The organism is Mycobacterium sp. IDUB_5 (genome assembly GCF_055419565.1).
Window position 1 is genome coordinate 593,224 of sequence record NZ_JBVAXX010000003.1, and the last position, 14,474, is coordinate 607,697.

18 protein-coding genes are annotated in these 14,474 nt (G+C 69.1%); 7 read left to right on the forward strand and 11 right to left on the reverse strand.

From position 1 onward, the window contains the following. Positions 1–6: 6 nt before the first annotated feature. Together rsgA and aroA are read right to left on the reverse strand one after the other, a co-directional pair. Complete coding sequence (rsgA, locus tag ACZY1G_RS12095; RefSeq protein WP_463814525.1) at positions 7–981, reverse strand: ribosome small subunit-dependent GTPase A; 975 nt, start codon at positions 979–981, stop codon at positions 7–9. After that, positions 978–2,294, reverse strand: coding sequence for a 3-phosphoshikimate 1-carboxyvinyltransferase (gene aroA, locus ACZY1G_RS12100; protein WP_463814526.1), 1,317 nt, complete (start codon positions 2,292–2,294; stop codon positions 978–980). The genes rsgA and aroA overlap by 4 nt, the downstream gene beginning before the upstream one ends. Before the next feature lie 45 nt (positions 2,295–2,339). Here aroA and ACZY1G_RS12105 point away from each other — a divergent pair, with 45 nt between their 5' ends. Together ACZY1G_RS12105 and ACZY1G_RS12110 are read left to right on the forward strand one after the other, a co-directional pair. Beyond that, on the forward strand, positions 2,340–3,092 hold the full coding sequence (locus ACZY1G_RS12105) for an SOS response-associated peptidase (RefSeq protein ID WP_463814527.1): 753 nt from the start codon (positions 2,340–2,342) through the stop codon (positions 3,090–3,092). Further along, positions 3,089–4,597 carry a DUF7782 domain-containing protein gene (locus ACZY1G_RS12110; protein ID WP_463822500.1) on the forward strand — a complete coding sequence of 503 codons (1,509 nt, stop codon included), beginning with the start codon at positions 3,089–3,091 and terminating at the stop codon, positions 4,595–4,597. The genes ACZY1G_RS12105 and ACZY1G_RS12110 overlap by 4 nt, the downstream gene beginning before the upstream one ends. On the opposite strand, the gene ACZY1G_RS12115 is transcribed toward ACZY1G_RS12110, so the two are convergent. Then, the gene (locus tag ACZY1G_RS12115; RefSeq protein WP_463814529.1) at positions 4,582–5,349 is read right to left on the reverse strand and encodes a class I SAM-dependent methyltransferase; all 768 of its coding nucleotides are present in this window, start codon (positions 5,347–5,349) and stop codon (positions 4,582–4,584) included. The two genes, ACZY1G_RS12110 and ACZY1G_RS12115, sit on opposite strands and share 16 nt — an antisense overlap. Positions 5,350–5,376: 27 nt before the next feature. On the opposite strand from ACZY1G_RS12115, the gene ACZY1G_RS12120 reads away from it, so the two are divergent. Further along, positions 5,377–6,114 carry a YqjF family protein gene (locus ACZY1G_RS12120; RefSeq protein ID WP_463814530.1) on the forward strand — a complete coding sequence of 246 codons (738 nt, stop codon included), beginning with the start codon at positions 5,377–5,379 and terminating at the stop codon, positions 6,112–6,114. Here the strand turns inward: ACZY1G_RS12120 and ACZY1G_RS12125 are convergent. Together ACZY1G_RS12125 and ACZY1G_RS12130 are read right to left on the reverse strand one after the other, a co-directional pair. Then, positions 6,099–6,944: an SDR family oxidoreductase gene (locus ACZY1G_RS12125; protein WP_463814531.1), complete on the reverse strand. Its 846-nt coding sequence runs from the start codon at positions 6,942–6,944 to the stop codon at positions 6,099–6,101. The genes ACZY1G_RS12120 and ACZY1G_RS12125 overlap by 16 nt on opposite strands. Before the next feature lie 10 nt (positions 6,945–6,954). Beyond that, complete coding sequence (locus tag ACZY1G_RS12130) at positions 6,955–7,443, reverse strand: aminoacyl-tRNA deacylase (RefSeq protein ID WP_463814532.1); 489 nt, start codon at positions 7,441–7,443, stop codon at positions 6,955–6,957. Positions 7,444–7,668: 225 nt separating this feature from the next. Here ACZY1G_RS12130 and ACZY1G_RS12135 point away from each other — a divergent pair, with 225 nt between their 5' ends. Together ACZY1G_RS12135 and rsrA are read left to right on the forward strand one after the other, a co-directional pair. Then, complete coding sequence (locus ACZY1G_RS12135) at positions 7,669–8,352, forward strand: sigma-70 family RNA polymerase sigma factor (RefSeq protein WP_463814533.1); 684 nt, start codon at positions 7,669–7,671, stop codon at positions 8,350–8,352. Next, positions 8,349–8,663 (forward strand): mycothiol system anti-sigma-R factor, encoded by a 315-nt coding sequence (gene rsrA / locus ACZY1G_RS12140; RefSeq protein WP_463814534.1) that lies wholly within the window; start codon positions 8,349–8,351, stop codon positions 8,661–8,663. The genes ACZY1G_RS12135 and rsrA overlap by 4 nt, the downstream gene beginning before the upstream one ends. 79 nt (positions 8,664–8,742) lie before the next feature. Here rsrA and ACZY1G_RS12145 read toward each other — a convergent pair whose 3' ends face one another. Then, complete coding sequence (locus tag ACZY1G_RS12145; protein WP_104863173.1) at positions 8,743–8,835, reverse strand: 50S ribosomal protein bL37; 93 nt, start codon at positions 8,833–8,835, stop codon at positions 8,743–8,745. A 124-nt stretch (positions 8,836–8,959) separates the two neighbouring features. On the opposite strand from ACZY1G_RS12145, the gene ACZY1G_RS12150 reads away from it, so the two are divergent. Together ACZY1G_RS12150 and ACZY1G_RS12155 are read left to right on the forward strand one after the other, a co-directional pair. Further along, on the forward strand, positions 8,960–9,175 hold the full coding sequence (locus ACZY1G_RS12150) for a biotin/lipoyl-binding carrier protein (protein WP_043414713.1): 216 nt from the start codon (positions 8,960–8,962) through the stop codon (positions 9,173–9,175). Between the two features lie 14 nt (positions 9,176–9,189). Beyond that, complete coding sequence (locus ACZY1G_RS12155) at positions 9,190–10,680, forward strand: sensor histidine kinase (protein ID WP_463822501.1); 1,491 nt, start codon at positions 9,190–9,192, stop codon at positions 10,678–10,680. A 123-nt stretch (positions 10,681–10,803) separates the two neighbouring features. On the opposite strand, the gene whiB1 is transcribed toward ACZY1G_RS12155, so the two are convergent. The 5 genes from whiB1 to pcaG form a co-directional block, all read right to left on the reverse strand. Beyond that, a complete protein-coding gene (gene whiB1, locus ACZY1G_RS12160) occupies positions 10,804–11,058 on the reverse strand; it encodes a transcriptional regulator WhiB1 (RefSeq protein WP_046364816.1) in 255 nt (84 codons plus the stop codon). Between the two features lie 270 nt (positions 11,059–11,328). After that, a complete protein-coding gene (locus tag ACZY1G_RS12165; protein WP_463822502.1) occupies positions 11,329–12,285 on the reverse strand; it encodes a diacylglycerol/lipid kinase family protein in 957 nt (318 codons plus the stop codon). A 62-nt stretch (positions 12,286–12,347) separates the two neighbouring features. Further along, on the reverse strand, positions 12,348–12,710 hold the full coding sequence (gene pcaC, locus ACZY1G_RS12170; RefSeq protein WP_463822503.1) for a 4-carboxymuconolactone decarboxylase: 363 nt from the start codon (positions 12,708–12,710) through the stop codon (positions 12,348–12,350). Further along, on the reverse strand, positions 12,707–13,903 hold the full coding sequence (locus ACZY1G_RS12175; RefSeq protein WP_463822504.1) for a lyase family protein: 1,197 nt from the start codon (positions 13,901–13,903) through the stop codon (positions 12,707–12,709). Before ACZY1G_RS12175 ends, pcaC begins: the two co-directional genes overlap by 4 nt. Positions 13,904–13,905: 2 nt before the next feature. Then, a complete protein-coding gene (gene pcaG / locus ACZY1G_RS12180) occupies positions 13,906–14,460 on the reverse strand; it encodes a protocatechuate 3,4-dioxygenase subunit alpha (protein WP_463814539.1) in 555 nt (184 codons plus the stop codon). Positions 14,461–14,474 lie beyond the last annotated feature (14 nt).

Here is a 14,474-nt window from a genome sequence, read left to right on the forward strand (position 1 = left end):
GGACGTTCACCCCAGCACGGCGAGGAGGCGGCGGGCTGCCGCCACCCGGTCGGCCGCCGGGCCCGACAGCTCGTCCAGCGCGCACTCGGGATCGGCCGGAGGCCCCAGGTGCCCGCAGCCGCGGGGGCAGTCCTCGATGGCATCGGCCAGATCCGAGAACGCCATCACCACGTCGTCGGGTGCGATGTGGGCCAGCCCGAACGACCGGATCCCCGGCGTGTCGATCACCCATCCGCCTGCGGCCAGCGGCAACGCCACGGACTGCGTGGACGTGTGCCTGCCGCGACCGATGTCGGTGACCGCCCCGGTGGCCCGATCCGCCTCGGGCACAAGGCGATTCACCAGCGTCGACTTGCCCACCCCGGAATGGCCCAGCAGCACCGTGACCTTGTCGGCCAACAACGTCTGCACCGCCTCCAGCGGGTCGGTCCGGCCTGCCGTCGCGATCGTCAGGTCCAGCCCGGCGAACTGCGCGGCGAACGGTTCCGGTGGGGCGAGGTCCGACTTGGTCAGGCACAGGATCGGGGTCAGGCCCCCGACGAATGCCGCGATCAGCGCGCGCTCGACGAGCCCTGTGCGTGGCGGCGGATCCGCGAGCGCCACCACGATCAACAACTGGTCGGCGTTGGCGACCACCACCCGCTCCGTCGGGTCCGTGTCGTCGGCCGTGCGGCGCAGCACCGTCCGGCGCTCCGCCCGCCGCACGATGCGCGCCAGCGTGTCCGTGCGCCCCGACAGGTCGCCGACGATGTCGACGTCATCGCCGACGACGATCGACGTTCGGCCGAGCTCGCGTGCCCGCATCGCGGTCACGCGCCGCTCGGGGTCACCGTCGAGCACACAGCCCCACCGGCCTCGGTCGACGGTGACGACCATGCCCGACCGGGCGTCGGCGTGTTCTGGACGGGTCTTGGTCCGCGGCCGCGAGCCGCGCCCGGGCCGCACCCGGACGTCGGACTCGTCGTACTCGCGTCGACTCAAAGGCCGGCCGTGGAGTCGGTCTGCCCGGCCAGCATGTCGGCCCACAGTTGCGGAAAGTCCGGCAGCGTCTTGGCGGTGGTGCCGATGTTCTCGACCTCGATGCCGGGCACCCGCAGGCCGACGATCGCGCCTGCGGTCGCCATCCGGTGGTCGGCGTAGGAGTGCCAGACACCGCCGTGCATCACCTGTGCGGTGATCGTCAGCCCGTCCTCGGTCTCCTCGCACTGCCCGCCGATGCGGTTGATCTCGGTGCTCAGTGCCGCGAGCCGGTCCGTCTCGTGGCCGCGCAGATGCGCGATACCGCGCAGACGGCTCACCGATCCGGGGGTGGCCAGTGCTGCCATCGCCGCCACGGAGGGCGCCAGCTCACCGACGGCTCGCAGGTCGACGTCGACGCCGTCGTAGGTGGCGGTGCCCTGCACCTCCAGGTAGGAGTCGCCGCGGCGGACCACCGCGCCGAACCCCTTCAGCAGCGACAGGATCGTCTGAGCCGGTTGGACGCTGACGTCTGGCCAGCCGGTGACCCGGACGCTGCCGCCGCTGACGATCGCGGCCGCCAGGAACGGCACGGAGTTCGACAGGTCCGGCTCGATCGCCCAGTCGCGGGCCGCGATGGGTCCCGGCGACACCTGCCAGCGATTAGGGGTCGTGTCGTTCACGGTGACGCCGGCCTCGCGCAGCATCGCGACGGTCATCGCGATGTGTGGAGCGGACGGCACTTCCGCGCCGGTGTGCACGATCTCCAGACCCTCGTCGAACGCGGCACCCGAGAGCAGAAGCCCGGAGACGAACTGCGACGAGGCCGATGCGTCGATCTCGACGGTGCCCCCGCGCACTGATCCGTTGCCACTCACCTCGAACGGCAGGCCGTCACCGTCGACGCCGACGCCGAGCCCGCGCAACCCGTCGAGCAGCGGTGCGATCGGCCGGGCGCGCGCCTGCTCGTCACCGTCGAACGTCACTGATTCCGAGCTCAGTGCCGCGACGGGCGGCAGGAACCGCAGCACCGTTCCCGCCAACCCGCAGTCGATACGGGTGCCGGGCCGCGGAGTCAGCCCGCCGCTGATCGTCAACGCGGTGTCGTCGCTGGCCGACGTGTCGACCTGCAGGCCGAGGGCTTGCAGCGCGGCGATCATCAGGTCGGTGTCGCGGCTGCGCAGAGTCCCCGAGACACCCGAGGTGCCGCCGCCGGCCGCGGCGAGTGCAGCGAGTACCAGCGCACGGTTGGTCTGCGACTTCGAGCCGGGCACCGTCACGGTGGCATGGACAGGGGTCGACGTCGACGGGGCCGGCCAGGTGCTCACGGAGTTCATTGTGGTCCATCCTGGCCTGTCGCTGGTTTCTGCCACCATGGGGTCATGTGCGGGCGATTCGCGGTGACCACCGATCCGGCGCTGCTGGCCGAGAAGATCAAGGCGATCGACGAGGCCACCTCCCAGTTGAAGGACCCGCCGTCTCCGAATTACAACGTGGCGCCGACGACCAATGTCGCCGCCGTCGTGAAGCGGCACACCGATCCCGACGACGAGTCGACGCGCCGCGTGCGGCTGATGCGTTGGGGTCTGGTCCCGCCGTGGGTCAAGGCCACCGACACCGGTGCACCCGAGACCAAGGGTCCGCTGCTGATCAACGCGCGCTCTGACAAGGTCACGTCGTCCCCGGCGTTTCGCAGCTCCGCCAAGGCCAAACGCTGCCTGGTGCCGATGGCCGGCTGGTACGAATGGAAGGGCGAAAAAGGTTCCAAAACACCGTTTTTCATGTACTCGACCGACGGTGAGCCGTTGTTCATGGCAGGCCTGTGGTCGACATGGCGGCCCAAGGACGCCCCGAAAGACGCTCCTCCGCTGCTGAGCTGCACGATCATCACCACCGATGCGGCGGGCCCGCTGGCCGAGATCCACGACCGCATGCCGCTGACGATCAGCGCCGATGACTGGGACCACTGGCTCGACCCCGACGCCCCGATCGACGAGGGGCTGCTGCGTGGCCACGGCGATCTGGATCGCATCGAGATCCGGGAGGTGTCACGCCTGGTCAACAGCGTGCGCAACAACGGGCCGGAGCTGATCGAGCCCGTCGAGCCGCAGCCCGAGCAGGGCACCTTGCTGTGAGCCTGCCGCTGCCCGACCCGGCGGTCGTCGACGCACTGGCTTCCGACTTGGTGGCCGCGCAGTACACCACCGACGGGGTGGGGGAGCTGCTCGGCGCCGACGCCGGTGGTGCATTCAGCAGGGGGCTGTGGTGGTCGGCGCTGCGCGCCACCGAAAAGGCGTCCGCCGCCGGCCAACCGTTGGCGACGCTGGTGCGACTGTTCCTGCTCGGCGCCGCCGAGCCCCGCGAGCGCGTCGCGCAGGCGTTCCCTCGCACGGGTGTCGACGCGTTGGCCGCCGCCGGAGTCGTCGAGCCTGCCGGGGCGGACGCCGTCGTGGCCGTCCTCGACATCCGGCCCCACGGCGACGGGGCGCGCGACTTCCTCGTCGTATCGGACCAGGACGCGGCGCTGCGCCCCGGCCCCGTGCATCACGACCACGTTCTCGGCATCGGGGGTGCGTCGATCTCGTTGGCGCACGCGGTGATTCGGTCGCGCGCCGGCCGGGCCCTGGACGTCGGCACCGGCTGCGGCATCCAGGCGTTGCACCTGGCAGGGCATTGCGACGAGGTCGTCGCCACCGACACCAACGACCGTGCGTTGGCGTTGGCGGCAGCGACGGCCCGGCTCAACGACATGTCGTGGGATCTGCGGTCCGGCAGTCTGTTCGAACCCGTTGCAGGGGAGCGGTTCGACCTGATCGTGTCCAACCCGCCGTTCGTCGTCGGCGTCGGGGACCTCGATTACATCTACCGTGACTCCGGCATGGCTGGAGATGCCCTGTGCGAGGCCATGATTCGCGAGGTCGGTGAGCATCTGGAACCGGGTGGCACCGCGCAGATCATGGCGAACTGGATCGTGCGAGACGGGCAGGACTGGCGCGATCGGGTGCGGGGTTGGCTCGACGGCAGCGGGCTGCACGCGTGGGTGGTGCAACGGGAATTCGCCGATCCGATCAGCTACGTCTCGCTGTGGACCTCCGACGCGGGGGAACTGCCCGAGGAGGCGGCAAGGCGTGGCGGGCGGTGGCTGGACTGGTTCGACGCCGAGGGGATCGCCGGGGTCGGCATGGGCATGGTCGTGGTGCGCGCGCGACGCCGCGGCGAGGAACGGACGCCCGAGCAGATCTTCGAGGAGATCACCGGCGCCGACGAGCAGCTGACCGGTCCCGAGGTGGAGGCGTTCTTCGCCCGGCGCGAGTACCTGCACGGCACCAGCGACGACCAGCTGCTCGCCAGCCGCCTGAGCACCGCGCCGGTGTTCCTCGAGGAGCAGTCACTGCCGGGTCCTGACGGCTGGCAGACGGTCGGCGCCGCCGTTCGTCGCCCCGGCGGACCCGGTGCGGTCATCGGCGTCGACGAGGTGTCGCGGGCGTTGTTGGCCGGGTGCCGGGGCGAGGTACCACTCGGCATGCTGATCGACCTGCTCGCCGCCCATCACGGCGTCGATGCCGGCGCGCTGGCCGGTGCCGCGATGCCTGTCGTGCGGGAAGCCATCGGCCGCGGCATCCTCTACGAGGCGCGGTAGATGGCGGTGACCACGACGTAGGGGGACGTCACCGTGACAGCGCCCGAGGGATCGGTGTGCTGCTGGAGAGTCGCGGTGAACGCGTCGGCGAGATCCTGGCGCGCGGTGCCGGCGCGCTCGAACGTCGCGACGTGCATGGGTGAGCCGGTCTGCAGCCACTGCAGGGCGCGGGCGACGGACTCGAACTCCCAGCGATGTTCGCCGTGGTGGAAATCGAGGTCGTCGAAGTGCGCCAGCCGCTGCGCGGCGATCTGCTCGTCACCCCACTGATCGGGGGTGTAGGGCGCAGCCGGGGGCGGACCGAGCACCTCGACGATCGGGTCGAACAACGGGTTGCCCCCGCGCCGCACCCACGCCGAGAAAGCCAGCACGCCACCGGGCGTGAGCAGCCGTTCGACTTCGGCGGTCTGCCGGTCCGGGTCGACGAAGATGATGCCCATGTTCGACACCGCGGCGTCGAACGACGACGGCGCCAGCCCGGTGTCGGCGGCATCGCCGACGGCCCACGTGATGTGGGGCGCACGCTGCGCGGCCAGGTCGATCAGCTCCGGGGTCAGGTCCACGCCGGTGACCTGCGCTCCCTGGGCGGCCGCGGCACGAGCAGCACTGCCGGTACCGCAGGCGAGGTCGACCACCGTGGCATGTTGCAGCGGGCGCCTCCGTGCGGCGGCGTCGACAACGCGAGAAGCGATGTGCGCAATACGGTCACCGACGGTGTCGTAACTTCCGCCGGCCCAGATCGACGAGGTCATACCGATCAGCGTGCCACGATGGGGCCCATGAGTGGGTTCGCCGTCGATGCGCCTGCGCTGTCGCGACCGGTGACCTTCGACCAGTTCTGGGCCGACCTGACGTTCGTGCACTGGCCCGTCGACCCGCACACCGTCGCGCCGTTCTTCCCGCCCGGCGCCCGGCCAGACGTCATCGACGGCGTGACCTATGTGGGCCTGGTCCCATTCAGCATGCGGAATCTGCGGCTGGGCAGCGTGGTGCGGCTGCCGTACTTCGGGACGTTCGCCGAGACCAACGTCCGGCTCTACTCCGTCGACGACGCCGGTCGGCACGGGGTGCTGTTCCGCTCCCTGGAGACCGAGCGACTCGCAGCGGTCGCGGCCAGCCGTGCAGCGCTCGGCATCCCCTACACGTGGGCGAAGATGCGGGTGACCCGCGACGACGAGAGCATCCGCTACCGCAGTGTCAGGCGCTGGCCGCAGCGGGGACTGCGCACCGAGGTGGCGGTGCGCGTCGGGGCGCCGATCGAGCCGACACCGCTGGAGGTGTGGCTGACCGCGCGGTGGGGCGCACACACCCGCAAGGCGGGCCGCACGTGGTGGCTGCCCAACGAGCACGCGACGTGGCCGCTGCACAGCGCCGAGATCGAGGTCCTGTCCGACGACTTGGTGGCGGCCGCGGGCGTGGTCAGCGCTGGGCCGCAGCTGAGGCCGCTCTACTCGCCGGGTGTACACGCGCGATTCGGCCGCCCCACGCGCGTCGCCGAACCTCAGGGCTGGGTGTAGCCGGGCGGGTTCGCCGCGTCGACCCAGAAGTCCACGCCCAGATCGGAACCGGGCACGCAGTCGTACACCGACAGATCCGTGACACCCGATTCCAGCAGCACGTCCTCACACAGCAGCGTGTTGCCGGTGTAGCTCGACGGCTTGGTCAGCACCGCGTAGGCCGCGTCGGAGTACACCTCGGGCTTGCGTGAGCGCTTCATGGATTCCTCGCCGCCGAGGAGGTTCTGCACCGCGGCGGTGGCCACCATCGTGCGCGGCCACAACGTGTTCGACGCGATGCCCGCCTCCCGCATCTCTTCGGCAATACCCAACGCGCACAACGTCATTCCAAACTTCGCCATCATGTACGGCGTCGGCTTGAGCCACGTGGACTCCAGCAGCACCGGCGGGGACAGCGTCAAGATGTGCGGGTTCTCCCGGCCCTTCATGTGCGGGATGCACGCCTGGGACACCGCGTAGGTGCCGCGCACCTGGATGCCGTTCATCAGATCGAACCGCTTGAGCGGAACTTCCTCGATCGAGCCGAGATTGATCGCCGAGGCGTTGTTGACGCAGATGTCGATCCCGCCGAACTGCTCGACCGCGGCTGCCACGGCCGCCGCCACCGAGTCCCCGTCGCGGACGTCGCCGACGATCGGCAACGCCTGGCCGCCGACCTCTTCGATCTCCTTGGCCGCGGTGTAGATGGTCCCAGGCAGCTTCGGATGCGGTTCCGCGGTCTTGGCGACCAGCGCGATGTTGGCGCCGTCGGAGGCGACACGTTTGGCGATCGCCAGCCCGATACCGCGGCTCGCTCCAGAGATGAACATCGTTTTTCCCGCAAGTGACATGGGCTTCACCCTAGAGCGCGGTGATCTCGGCGGTGACCGCGTTGGTCAGTCGGACCAGATCCTGCGGGGCGAGCGCGACGTCGAGGCCCCTCTTGCCCGCGCTGCACAGCACCCGGTCCCAGCCCAGCGCCGAGGAGTCCACCACCGTGGGCAGCGGCTTGCGCTGCCCCAGCGGGGAGATCCCGCCGAGCACGTACCCGGTGGAACGTTGCGCCGCGGCCGGATCCGCCATCGTCGCCTTCGCCGCTCCCAGCGCCGCCGCGGCGGCCTTCAGCGACAGCTTCGACGGCACCGGCAGGACCGCGACGCCCAACCCTTTCGGCAGCGCCACGACCAGCGTCTTGAAGATCTGCCCGGCGACCAGGCCGTCACCCGCAAGCGCTTCGACGGCCTCGTCACCGAAAGCCTCGCTGCGGGGATCGTGGTGGTAGGCCAGCACGGTGTGCGGCACACCGGCCGCCACCAGGGCTGCGATCGCCGGGGTCGCTGCGCGGGCCACCGGGACAGGGTACGACGAGGCTCGCGGGAACAGCTGTGCCGTTGCCGCTGTTGTCTCGATCAGCTGAGCAGGTGGCAGCTACAGAGAAAGTCGTCAGTCATGACCTCTAGGATCGAGAGAAGGGGATAGATGGTGCCAACGTTGGCCGTAGAGGCCCCGTTGCGTCTGGTGCGTCTGCCGGATCGCCTCGATGGTGCCGCAACAGAAGGGACGGTGTTCCTGAGAATGACTGACACCGATGGGTCGGCTGCCGAAGCCACCCTCGATCCAAAAGCAAGCCTCGATCCAGAGACCACACCGGCCGCCGAGGAATCGGACGCCGAGCTGACCGCTCGTTTCGAGCGGGATGCCATTCCGCTGCTCGATCAGCTCTACGGCGGTGCGCTGCGCATGACGCGCAACCCCGCCGACGCGGAGGATCTGCTGCAGGAAACGATGGTCAAGGCGTACGCCGGGTTCCGCTCCTTCCGGGCGGGCACCAACCTCAAGGCGTGGCTCTACCGGATCCTGACCAACACCTACATCAACAGCTACCGCAAGAAGCAGCGCCAGCCGGCGGAGTATCCGACCGAGGAGATCACCGACTGGCAGCTCGCGGCCAATGCCGAACACACGTCGACGGGGCTGCGGTCCGCCGAGGTGGAGGCGTTGGAGATGCTGCCCGACAGTGAGATCAAGGAAGCCCTGCAGGCGCTGCCCGAAGATTTTCGGATGGCCGTCTACTACGCCGACGTAGAGGGCTTCCCCTACAAGGAGATCGCCGAGATCATGGATACGCCGATAGGGACGGTGATGTCGCGGCTGCATCGCGGCAGGCGCCAATTGCGCGAGTTGCTGGCCGATGTGGCCCGCGAACGCGGCTTCATCCGGGGCCAGCAGGCCGAGGCGACCCAGGAGGTCACGTCATGAGCAGCACGCAGGGCGGGTCCGACGAGGAACGCTGGACCCCGCCGATCGGTCCGATCGACCCCGAGCATCCCGAATGCGCCGCAGTCATCGCCGAGGTGTGGACGCTGCTCGACGGCGAGTGCACCGTCGAGACCCGCGACCGGCTGCGCCACCATCTGGCAGAGTGCCCCACCTGCCTGCGCCACTACGGCGTCGAAGAACGCGTCAAGAACCTGATCGCCACCAAGTGCAGCGGTGAGCGCGCTCCGGAGAGCCTGCGGGAGCGGCTGCGCATCCAGATCAGCCAGACAACGATCATCCGCGGGGGCTGACCCCACAACCCGCGCCAACGACGACGAACCGCCCGGCTTCTGTGAAGAAGTCCGGGCGGTTCGTCGTTGATCAGGGGCGTCAGCGCACTGACTTCGACCCGCAGTTGGGTCGCTTGCCGTGGTTGGCCTTGCTGTGCTTCCGATCGCGCTTCTTGCGGCCCCGCTTGGCCATCGTCCACCTCCGAATTGCTCGACTGATTGCAGCCATTGTCGCACGGGCCAGTTGGTGCTCTGTCCACAGCAGGGTGTGGTTCGATAGACCGGACAAAGACGCCGGTGGATGAGTGGGGTTGAAGATGGCCGAGGACGTTCGCGCGGAAATCGTGGCCAGTGTGCTCGAGGTCGTGGTCAGCGAGGGCGATCAGATCGGCGAAGGCGACACACTCGTGCTGCTCGAGTCGATGAAGATGGAGATCCCGGTGCTCGCCGAGGTCGCCGGCACCGTCAGCAAGGTCAGCGTCTCGGTCGGTGACGTGATCCAGGCCGGCGATCTTATCGCCGTCATCAGCTAGCCCGCTGCAGGTCCATGTCCACCCTCGGTGACCTGCTCGCCGAGCACACTGTCCTGCCCGGCAACGCCGTCGATCACCTGCACGCCGTCGTCGGCGAATGGCAGTTGTTGGCCGATCTGTCGTTCGCCGACTTCCTGATGTGGGTGCGCCGCGACGACGACCGCGTTGTATGCGTCGCGCAGGTTCGCCCCAACACGGCGCCGACCGTGCTGCTCGCCGACGCCGTCGGTACGGTCGCCAAGACCGCGACGGTACCGATCATCGCGACGGCCTTCGATTCCGGCGCCATCGGGCGGGCCACGGTCGACGGCACCGACGGTGGGCCCGGCCTGAACGTCGAAGCCGTTCCGGTCCGCCACGGTTCCCACGTCGTCGCCGTCCTGACCCATCAGACGTCGCTGGCGCCCCGGCAGGCGAGCCCGCTCGAGGTCGCCTACGTCGACTGTGCCGCCGATCTGCTGCTGATGCTCTCGGAGGGCACCTTCCCCAACGTGGGAGACCTGGCGATGTCACGGTCGAGTCCGCGTGTCGGCGACGGCTTCATCCGTCTCGACAAGGCCGGAGCCGTCGTCTACGCCAGTCCGAACGCGATCTCGGCCTACCACCGCATGGGGCTGACGGCCGAACTCGAGGGGCACAACCTCGTCAGCGTCACCCGACCCCTCATCTCCGATCCGTTCGAGGCGCAGGAGCTGGCGAACCACGTGCGGGACTCGCTGGCGGGCGGGTCCAGCATGCGGATGGAGGTCGACGCCGGCGGGGCCGCCGTCCTGCTACGCACGCTCCCGCTGCTGGCCCACGGCGCCGCCGTGGGGGCGGCGGTGCTGATCCGCGACGTCACCGAGGTCAAACGGCGTGACCGGGCGCTGCTGTCGAAGGACGCCACGATCCGGGAGATCCATCACCGGGTGAAGAACAACCTGCAGACCGTGGCCGCGCTGCTGCGGTTGCAGGCGCGCCGCACCACCAATCCGGAAGGTCGAGAGGCGCTCATCGAATCGGTGCGCCGCGTGTCGTCCATTGCCCTGGTGCACGACGCGCTGTCGATGTCGCTCGACGAAGAGGTGAACCTCGACCAGGTCATCGACCGGATCCTGCCGATCATGAACGACGTCGCCACCGTGGATTCGCCGATCCGCATCAATCGGCAGGGCGACCTGGGTGTCCTCGACGCCGACCGGGCGACTGCGCTGATCATGGTGATCACCGAGCTGGTGCAGAACGCCATCGAGCACGCGTTCGACAGCACCACGGCGACCGGGTGCGTGACGATTCGTTCGGAGCGGTCGGCGCGCTGGCTCGACGTGGTCGTGCACGACGACGGCCGCGGATTGCCCGCGGGCTTCAGCCTGGAGAAGTCCGACCGCCTGGGGTTGCAGATCGTGCGGACCCTGGTGTCGGCCGAACTCGACGGATCGCTGGGGATGCACGACGTCCCGGGCGGTGGAACCGATGTGGTGCTGCGGGTGCCGATAGGCCGCCGAGCCCGCACGACTCAATTCTGAGAATTGTGGCGGGCGCTGCCATTCTGTGCGTTCGCATTACGGATAGCTGGCGTGTAATTCAGTTCACACAGCGACGGCCCCGACTTTCGTCGGGGCCGTCGCGGTGAAGTTTGCGTCGGAAGATCAGACGCCGGAGCGAGCCTTCGTGCGAGCGTTGCGGCGCTTGAGGGCGCGGCGCTCGTCTTCGCTCATGCCACCCCAGACGCCGGCGTCCTGACCGGAGTCCAAAGCCCAGCTCAGGCACTCCGCGGTGACGGGGCACCGGTTGCACACGAGCTTTGCGTCAGCAATCTGGGCGAGGGCCGGGCCGCTGTTTCCCACCGGGAAGAACAGTTCCGGATCCTCGTCGCGACAGACCGCCTTGTGGCGCCAATCCATGAGTTCTACTCCTTATCGTGTGCGCAGCGAAGCGCACGAGCTTTTTCCTTCGGCTGTTAACGCAAGCGCACCAAATGTTTCTGCGCTGTTGCATCCGATGCTTTCACAGGCTGAACAGATGTCAATAGCAGTTCGTTAACACGTGGGCTATCTCACTACAGCGGACCGTTTTCCGACCCTCAACTCCGTTGTACTACTCTTAACTCATCTGCGCCCTCGTTGAGGCCTGTGAAGTCACTCCCAGATTGCTCCGGCGCAGCTCAGGACCGGTCAGGACGGATATTTTGCGGGCGGCGCCACCACCGCGAGCGCGTCCGGAACCGCAGTGAACGTCATTTTTTCGCGCGCACCGATGAAATCTCCGTCGATCTGACAGGCGACCGGCCCGTCACCGGTCACCGTCAGGCCGGCGAGGTCGTCGTCGCGCACGAGGTGCTTGGCCGTCAGCCGGGGCTTCCGGGAGAGCATCTGGCGGACCAGCCCCAGGTTGGCCCACACATTCATGCTGGTCGTGGCGAACACACCGAGGCCCGTGTCGAAGGTGGTGTCCGGATTCGTCCACACCGGGCGGGCATTGGCGTACGTCCACGGGCTGGAGTTGGACACGAACGCGAAGTGCACGCCACTGATCGGTTCGCGGTCGGGCAGGTGCAGCGTCAGCGTGGGTTCCTCCCGCGCGCTCGCCAGCACCTCCCGGATCGCCACCCGGATGTAGCGGGCCGCGGTGACCTTGCGGCCCTTGGCGCGCTGTTCCTCGACCGCTGCCACGACGGCGCCGTCGACGCCCATGCCGGCGGTGAACACGCCCCAGCGCTCCCCGCAGTCCATCAGTCCGATGCGTCGCCACCTGCGGGTGCGCCGATACTCCGAGAGCAGGTCGACGAGTTGATTGGTGGCCTCGAGGGGATCGGGGCTGATGCCCAGGGCGCGGGCGAACACGTTCGCCGACCCGCCGGGCACGACGCCGACAGCGGGGCCGCGGTTGCCCGGCCCCAACTCGCCGAGGATCCCGTTGACGACCTCGTTCACCGTGCCGTCGCCACCGTGCACGATCACCACGTCGACGCCGCCGCGGGCTGCTTCCGCGGCGATCTCGATCGCATGTCCGCGATGGTCGGTGTGCGCGACGGACAGCGTGGTGCGGCTCTCCAGCGCGTGGGCCAGTAGGTCGCGGCCCGCGGGCGTCGTCGACGTCGCATTCGGGTTCACGATCAGCACGGCACGCACGAGGGCTGAGCCTATCTGGGCCTATCCGGACGCCAGGTAACCGCCGCGCAACTGGTCCGGGGCTAGTCCTCGAGGGCGCCGGCGGCGATGCGGAAAGCGGTGTTCGCGTCGGGCACCCCGCAGTAGATCGCGCACTGCAGCAGCACCTCTTTGATCTCCTCGACGGACAAACCGTTGCGCCGGGCGGCCCGCACATGCATCGCGAGTTCCTCGTGATGTCCCCGAGCGACGAGGGCGGTGAGCGTGATCATCGAGCGCGATCTGCGGTCGAGGCCGGGACGGGTCCAGATCTCACCCCACGCGTAGCGGGTGATCAGGTCCTGGAAATCGGCGGTGAAGGCAGTGGTTCCTGCCACGGCGCGGTCGACGTGCGCATCGCCGAGAACCTTACGGCGGACCGCCATTCCGTCGTCGTATGTGCTCATCGTGTCTCCTCTGAATAGGCGGTGGCGCGGCGCAATGCGGCGTCGATCAGCTGATCGGCAACGCCGGTGTAGGTGGGGGCGGGCGGATGATCCACCAACGCGGCCATGGTCTGCTGCTCGGCGTCGATCCCTTCGGCGGCGGCGAGATCAGCTCGGGCCCGGTCGGCGTCGAACTGCAGTCCGGCCACCAGGTCGGCGGCTTGGTCGGCGGCGGCGACGGTGTGCCGGACCAACGTCCGCAGCGCAGCCCACTCGGCATGCCAGGCGCCGTCGGCGCGCTCGTCGACCGACGCCGCCGACGCGGCGTGCAGTGTTGCGGCCAACAGGGGTGCGGTCAGTGCTGCGCGGCGCAGCAGCACGGTCAGCACCGGGTTGCTCTTGTGCGGCATCGTCGAGGACCCGCCGCCCGTGCGCTCGACGAGCACGCCGGTGCGCGCGGCGGCCGATATGTCATTGGCGATGTGCCCCCACGCATCGCAGAGGGTGACCATCGCATCGCCGAGGCGGGTCAGCCGCGCTCGCGACGTGTGCCACGGAAGTGCCTGTCGGAGGCCGAGTTTCGAGGCGAGCGACGCTGACATCGCCATCGCGGCCTCGGTCGAGCCGGCCAATTCGGTCGCCGCGGCCATCGTCCCAGCCGCACCACCGGCCTGCACTGCGGGCTCCGGTACGCACCGCAGGGTGTCGACGGCGTCGAGCACTGCGCCCAGCCACACCGCGAACTTCAGGCCCGCGGTGCCCGGGAGTGCGGGCTGGGTCAACGTGCGGGTGAGCAGCGGGTCATGCCGATGAGTCCGGGCCAGCTCGGTCAGCGTTCGGAGTTGCCTGTCCACGTGTGCACGCAGCGCGGTGAGTGCGTCGCGCGTGCACAGCATCAGCGCGGTGTCGAGGACGTCCTGACTTGTCATTCCGCGGTGCAGCCATCGTGCGGTCTCGCCGTCGGCGCGTGACCGCAGCAGAGCGACGAGGCCGGTGACGGGGTTGCCGTCCTTCTCGGCGCCCACGGCGATCGCTGTCGCATCGGTGCGATCGACGAGCGCCGTTACATCGGCCGCGGCAGAGGCGGGAGCCACGCCATGCTCGACAAGCACTGCCAGCCAGGCGTTCTCGACCTCGGCGAGCGCGGTGAGAAACGCCTCATCGCTCGTGACCGTGCCTGCGCGGTGATCCCCGGGCCAGAACATGTCGGTCATGGTCAGTGGCCCGGGTAGCGGAGGAACACCGTTTCGTCGGGGCCCTGCAGTGACACGTCGAATCGCAGTCCCGTTGCGTCGCGCTCGGCGATCAGCGTGCGGCGCCGATCGGCAGGCAGGGATGCCAGCAGTGGATCGCTGTCGAGCGCCGGTCCGGGCACGTATGCACGGGTGAACAAGCGGTTGAGCAGGCCCCGGCCGAACACGGTCACCATGATGAACGCGGCCCGATCCGGTGCAGCCGCACCGGGTTCGACGGTGGAGAAGGAGAAGGCGCCGGCATCGTCGGTCGCGGCGCGTCCCCAGCCCGTGAACGTCCATCCGTCGCGGCGCAGCGAGCCCGCCTCCCGCGGCACGACACCGTCGGCGCCGGCCTGCCAGATCTCGAGCAGCGCATCGGGTACGGGGTGGCCGTCGCCGTCGGTCACGGTGCCGTGAAATCGGATCGCCCCGGGCGATGACGGCGGCACGAGTTCGTTACCCCGGTCGAACGGCAGCGCGTAGCCGTAGAAGGGTCCGATGGTCTGCCCCGGTGTCGGGGCGTGCAGGGCGGTCATAGTCTGCTGGCTCT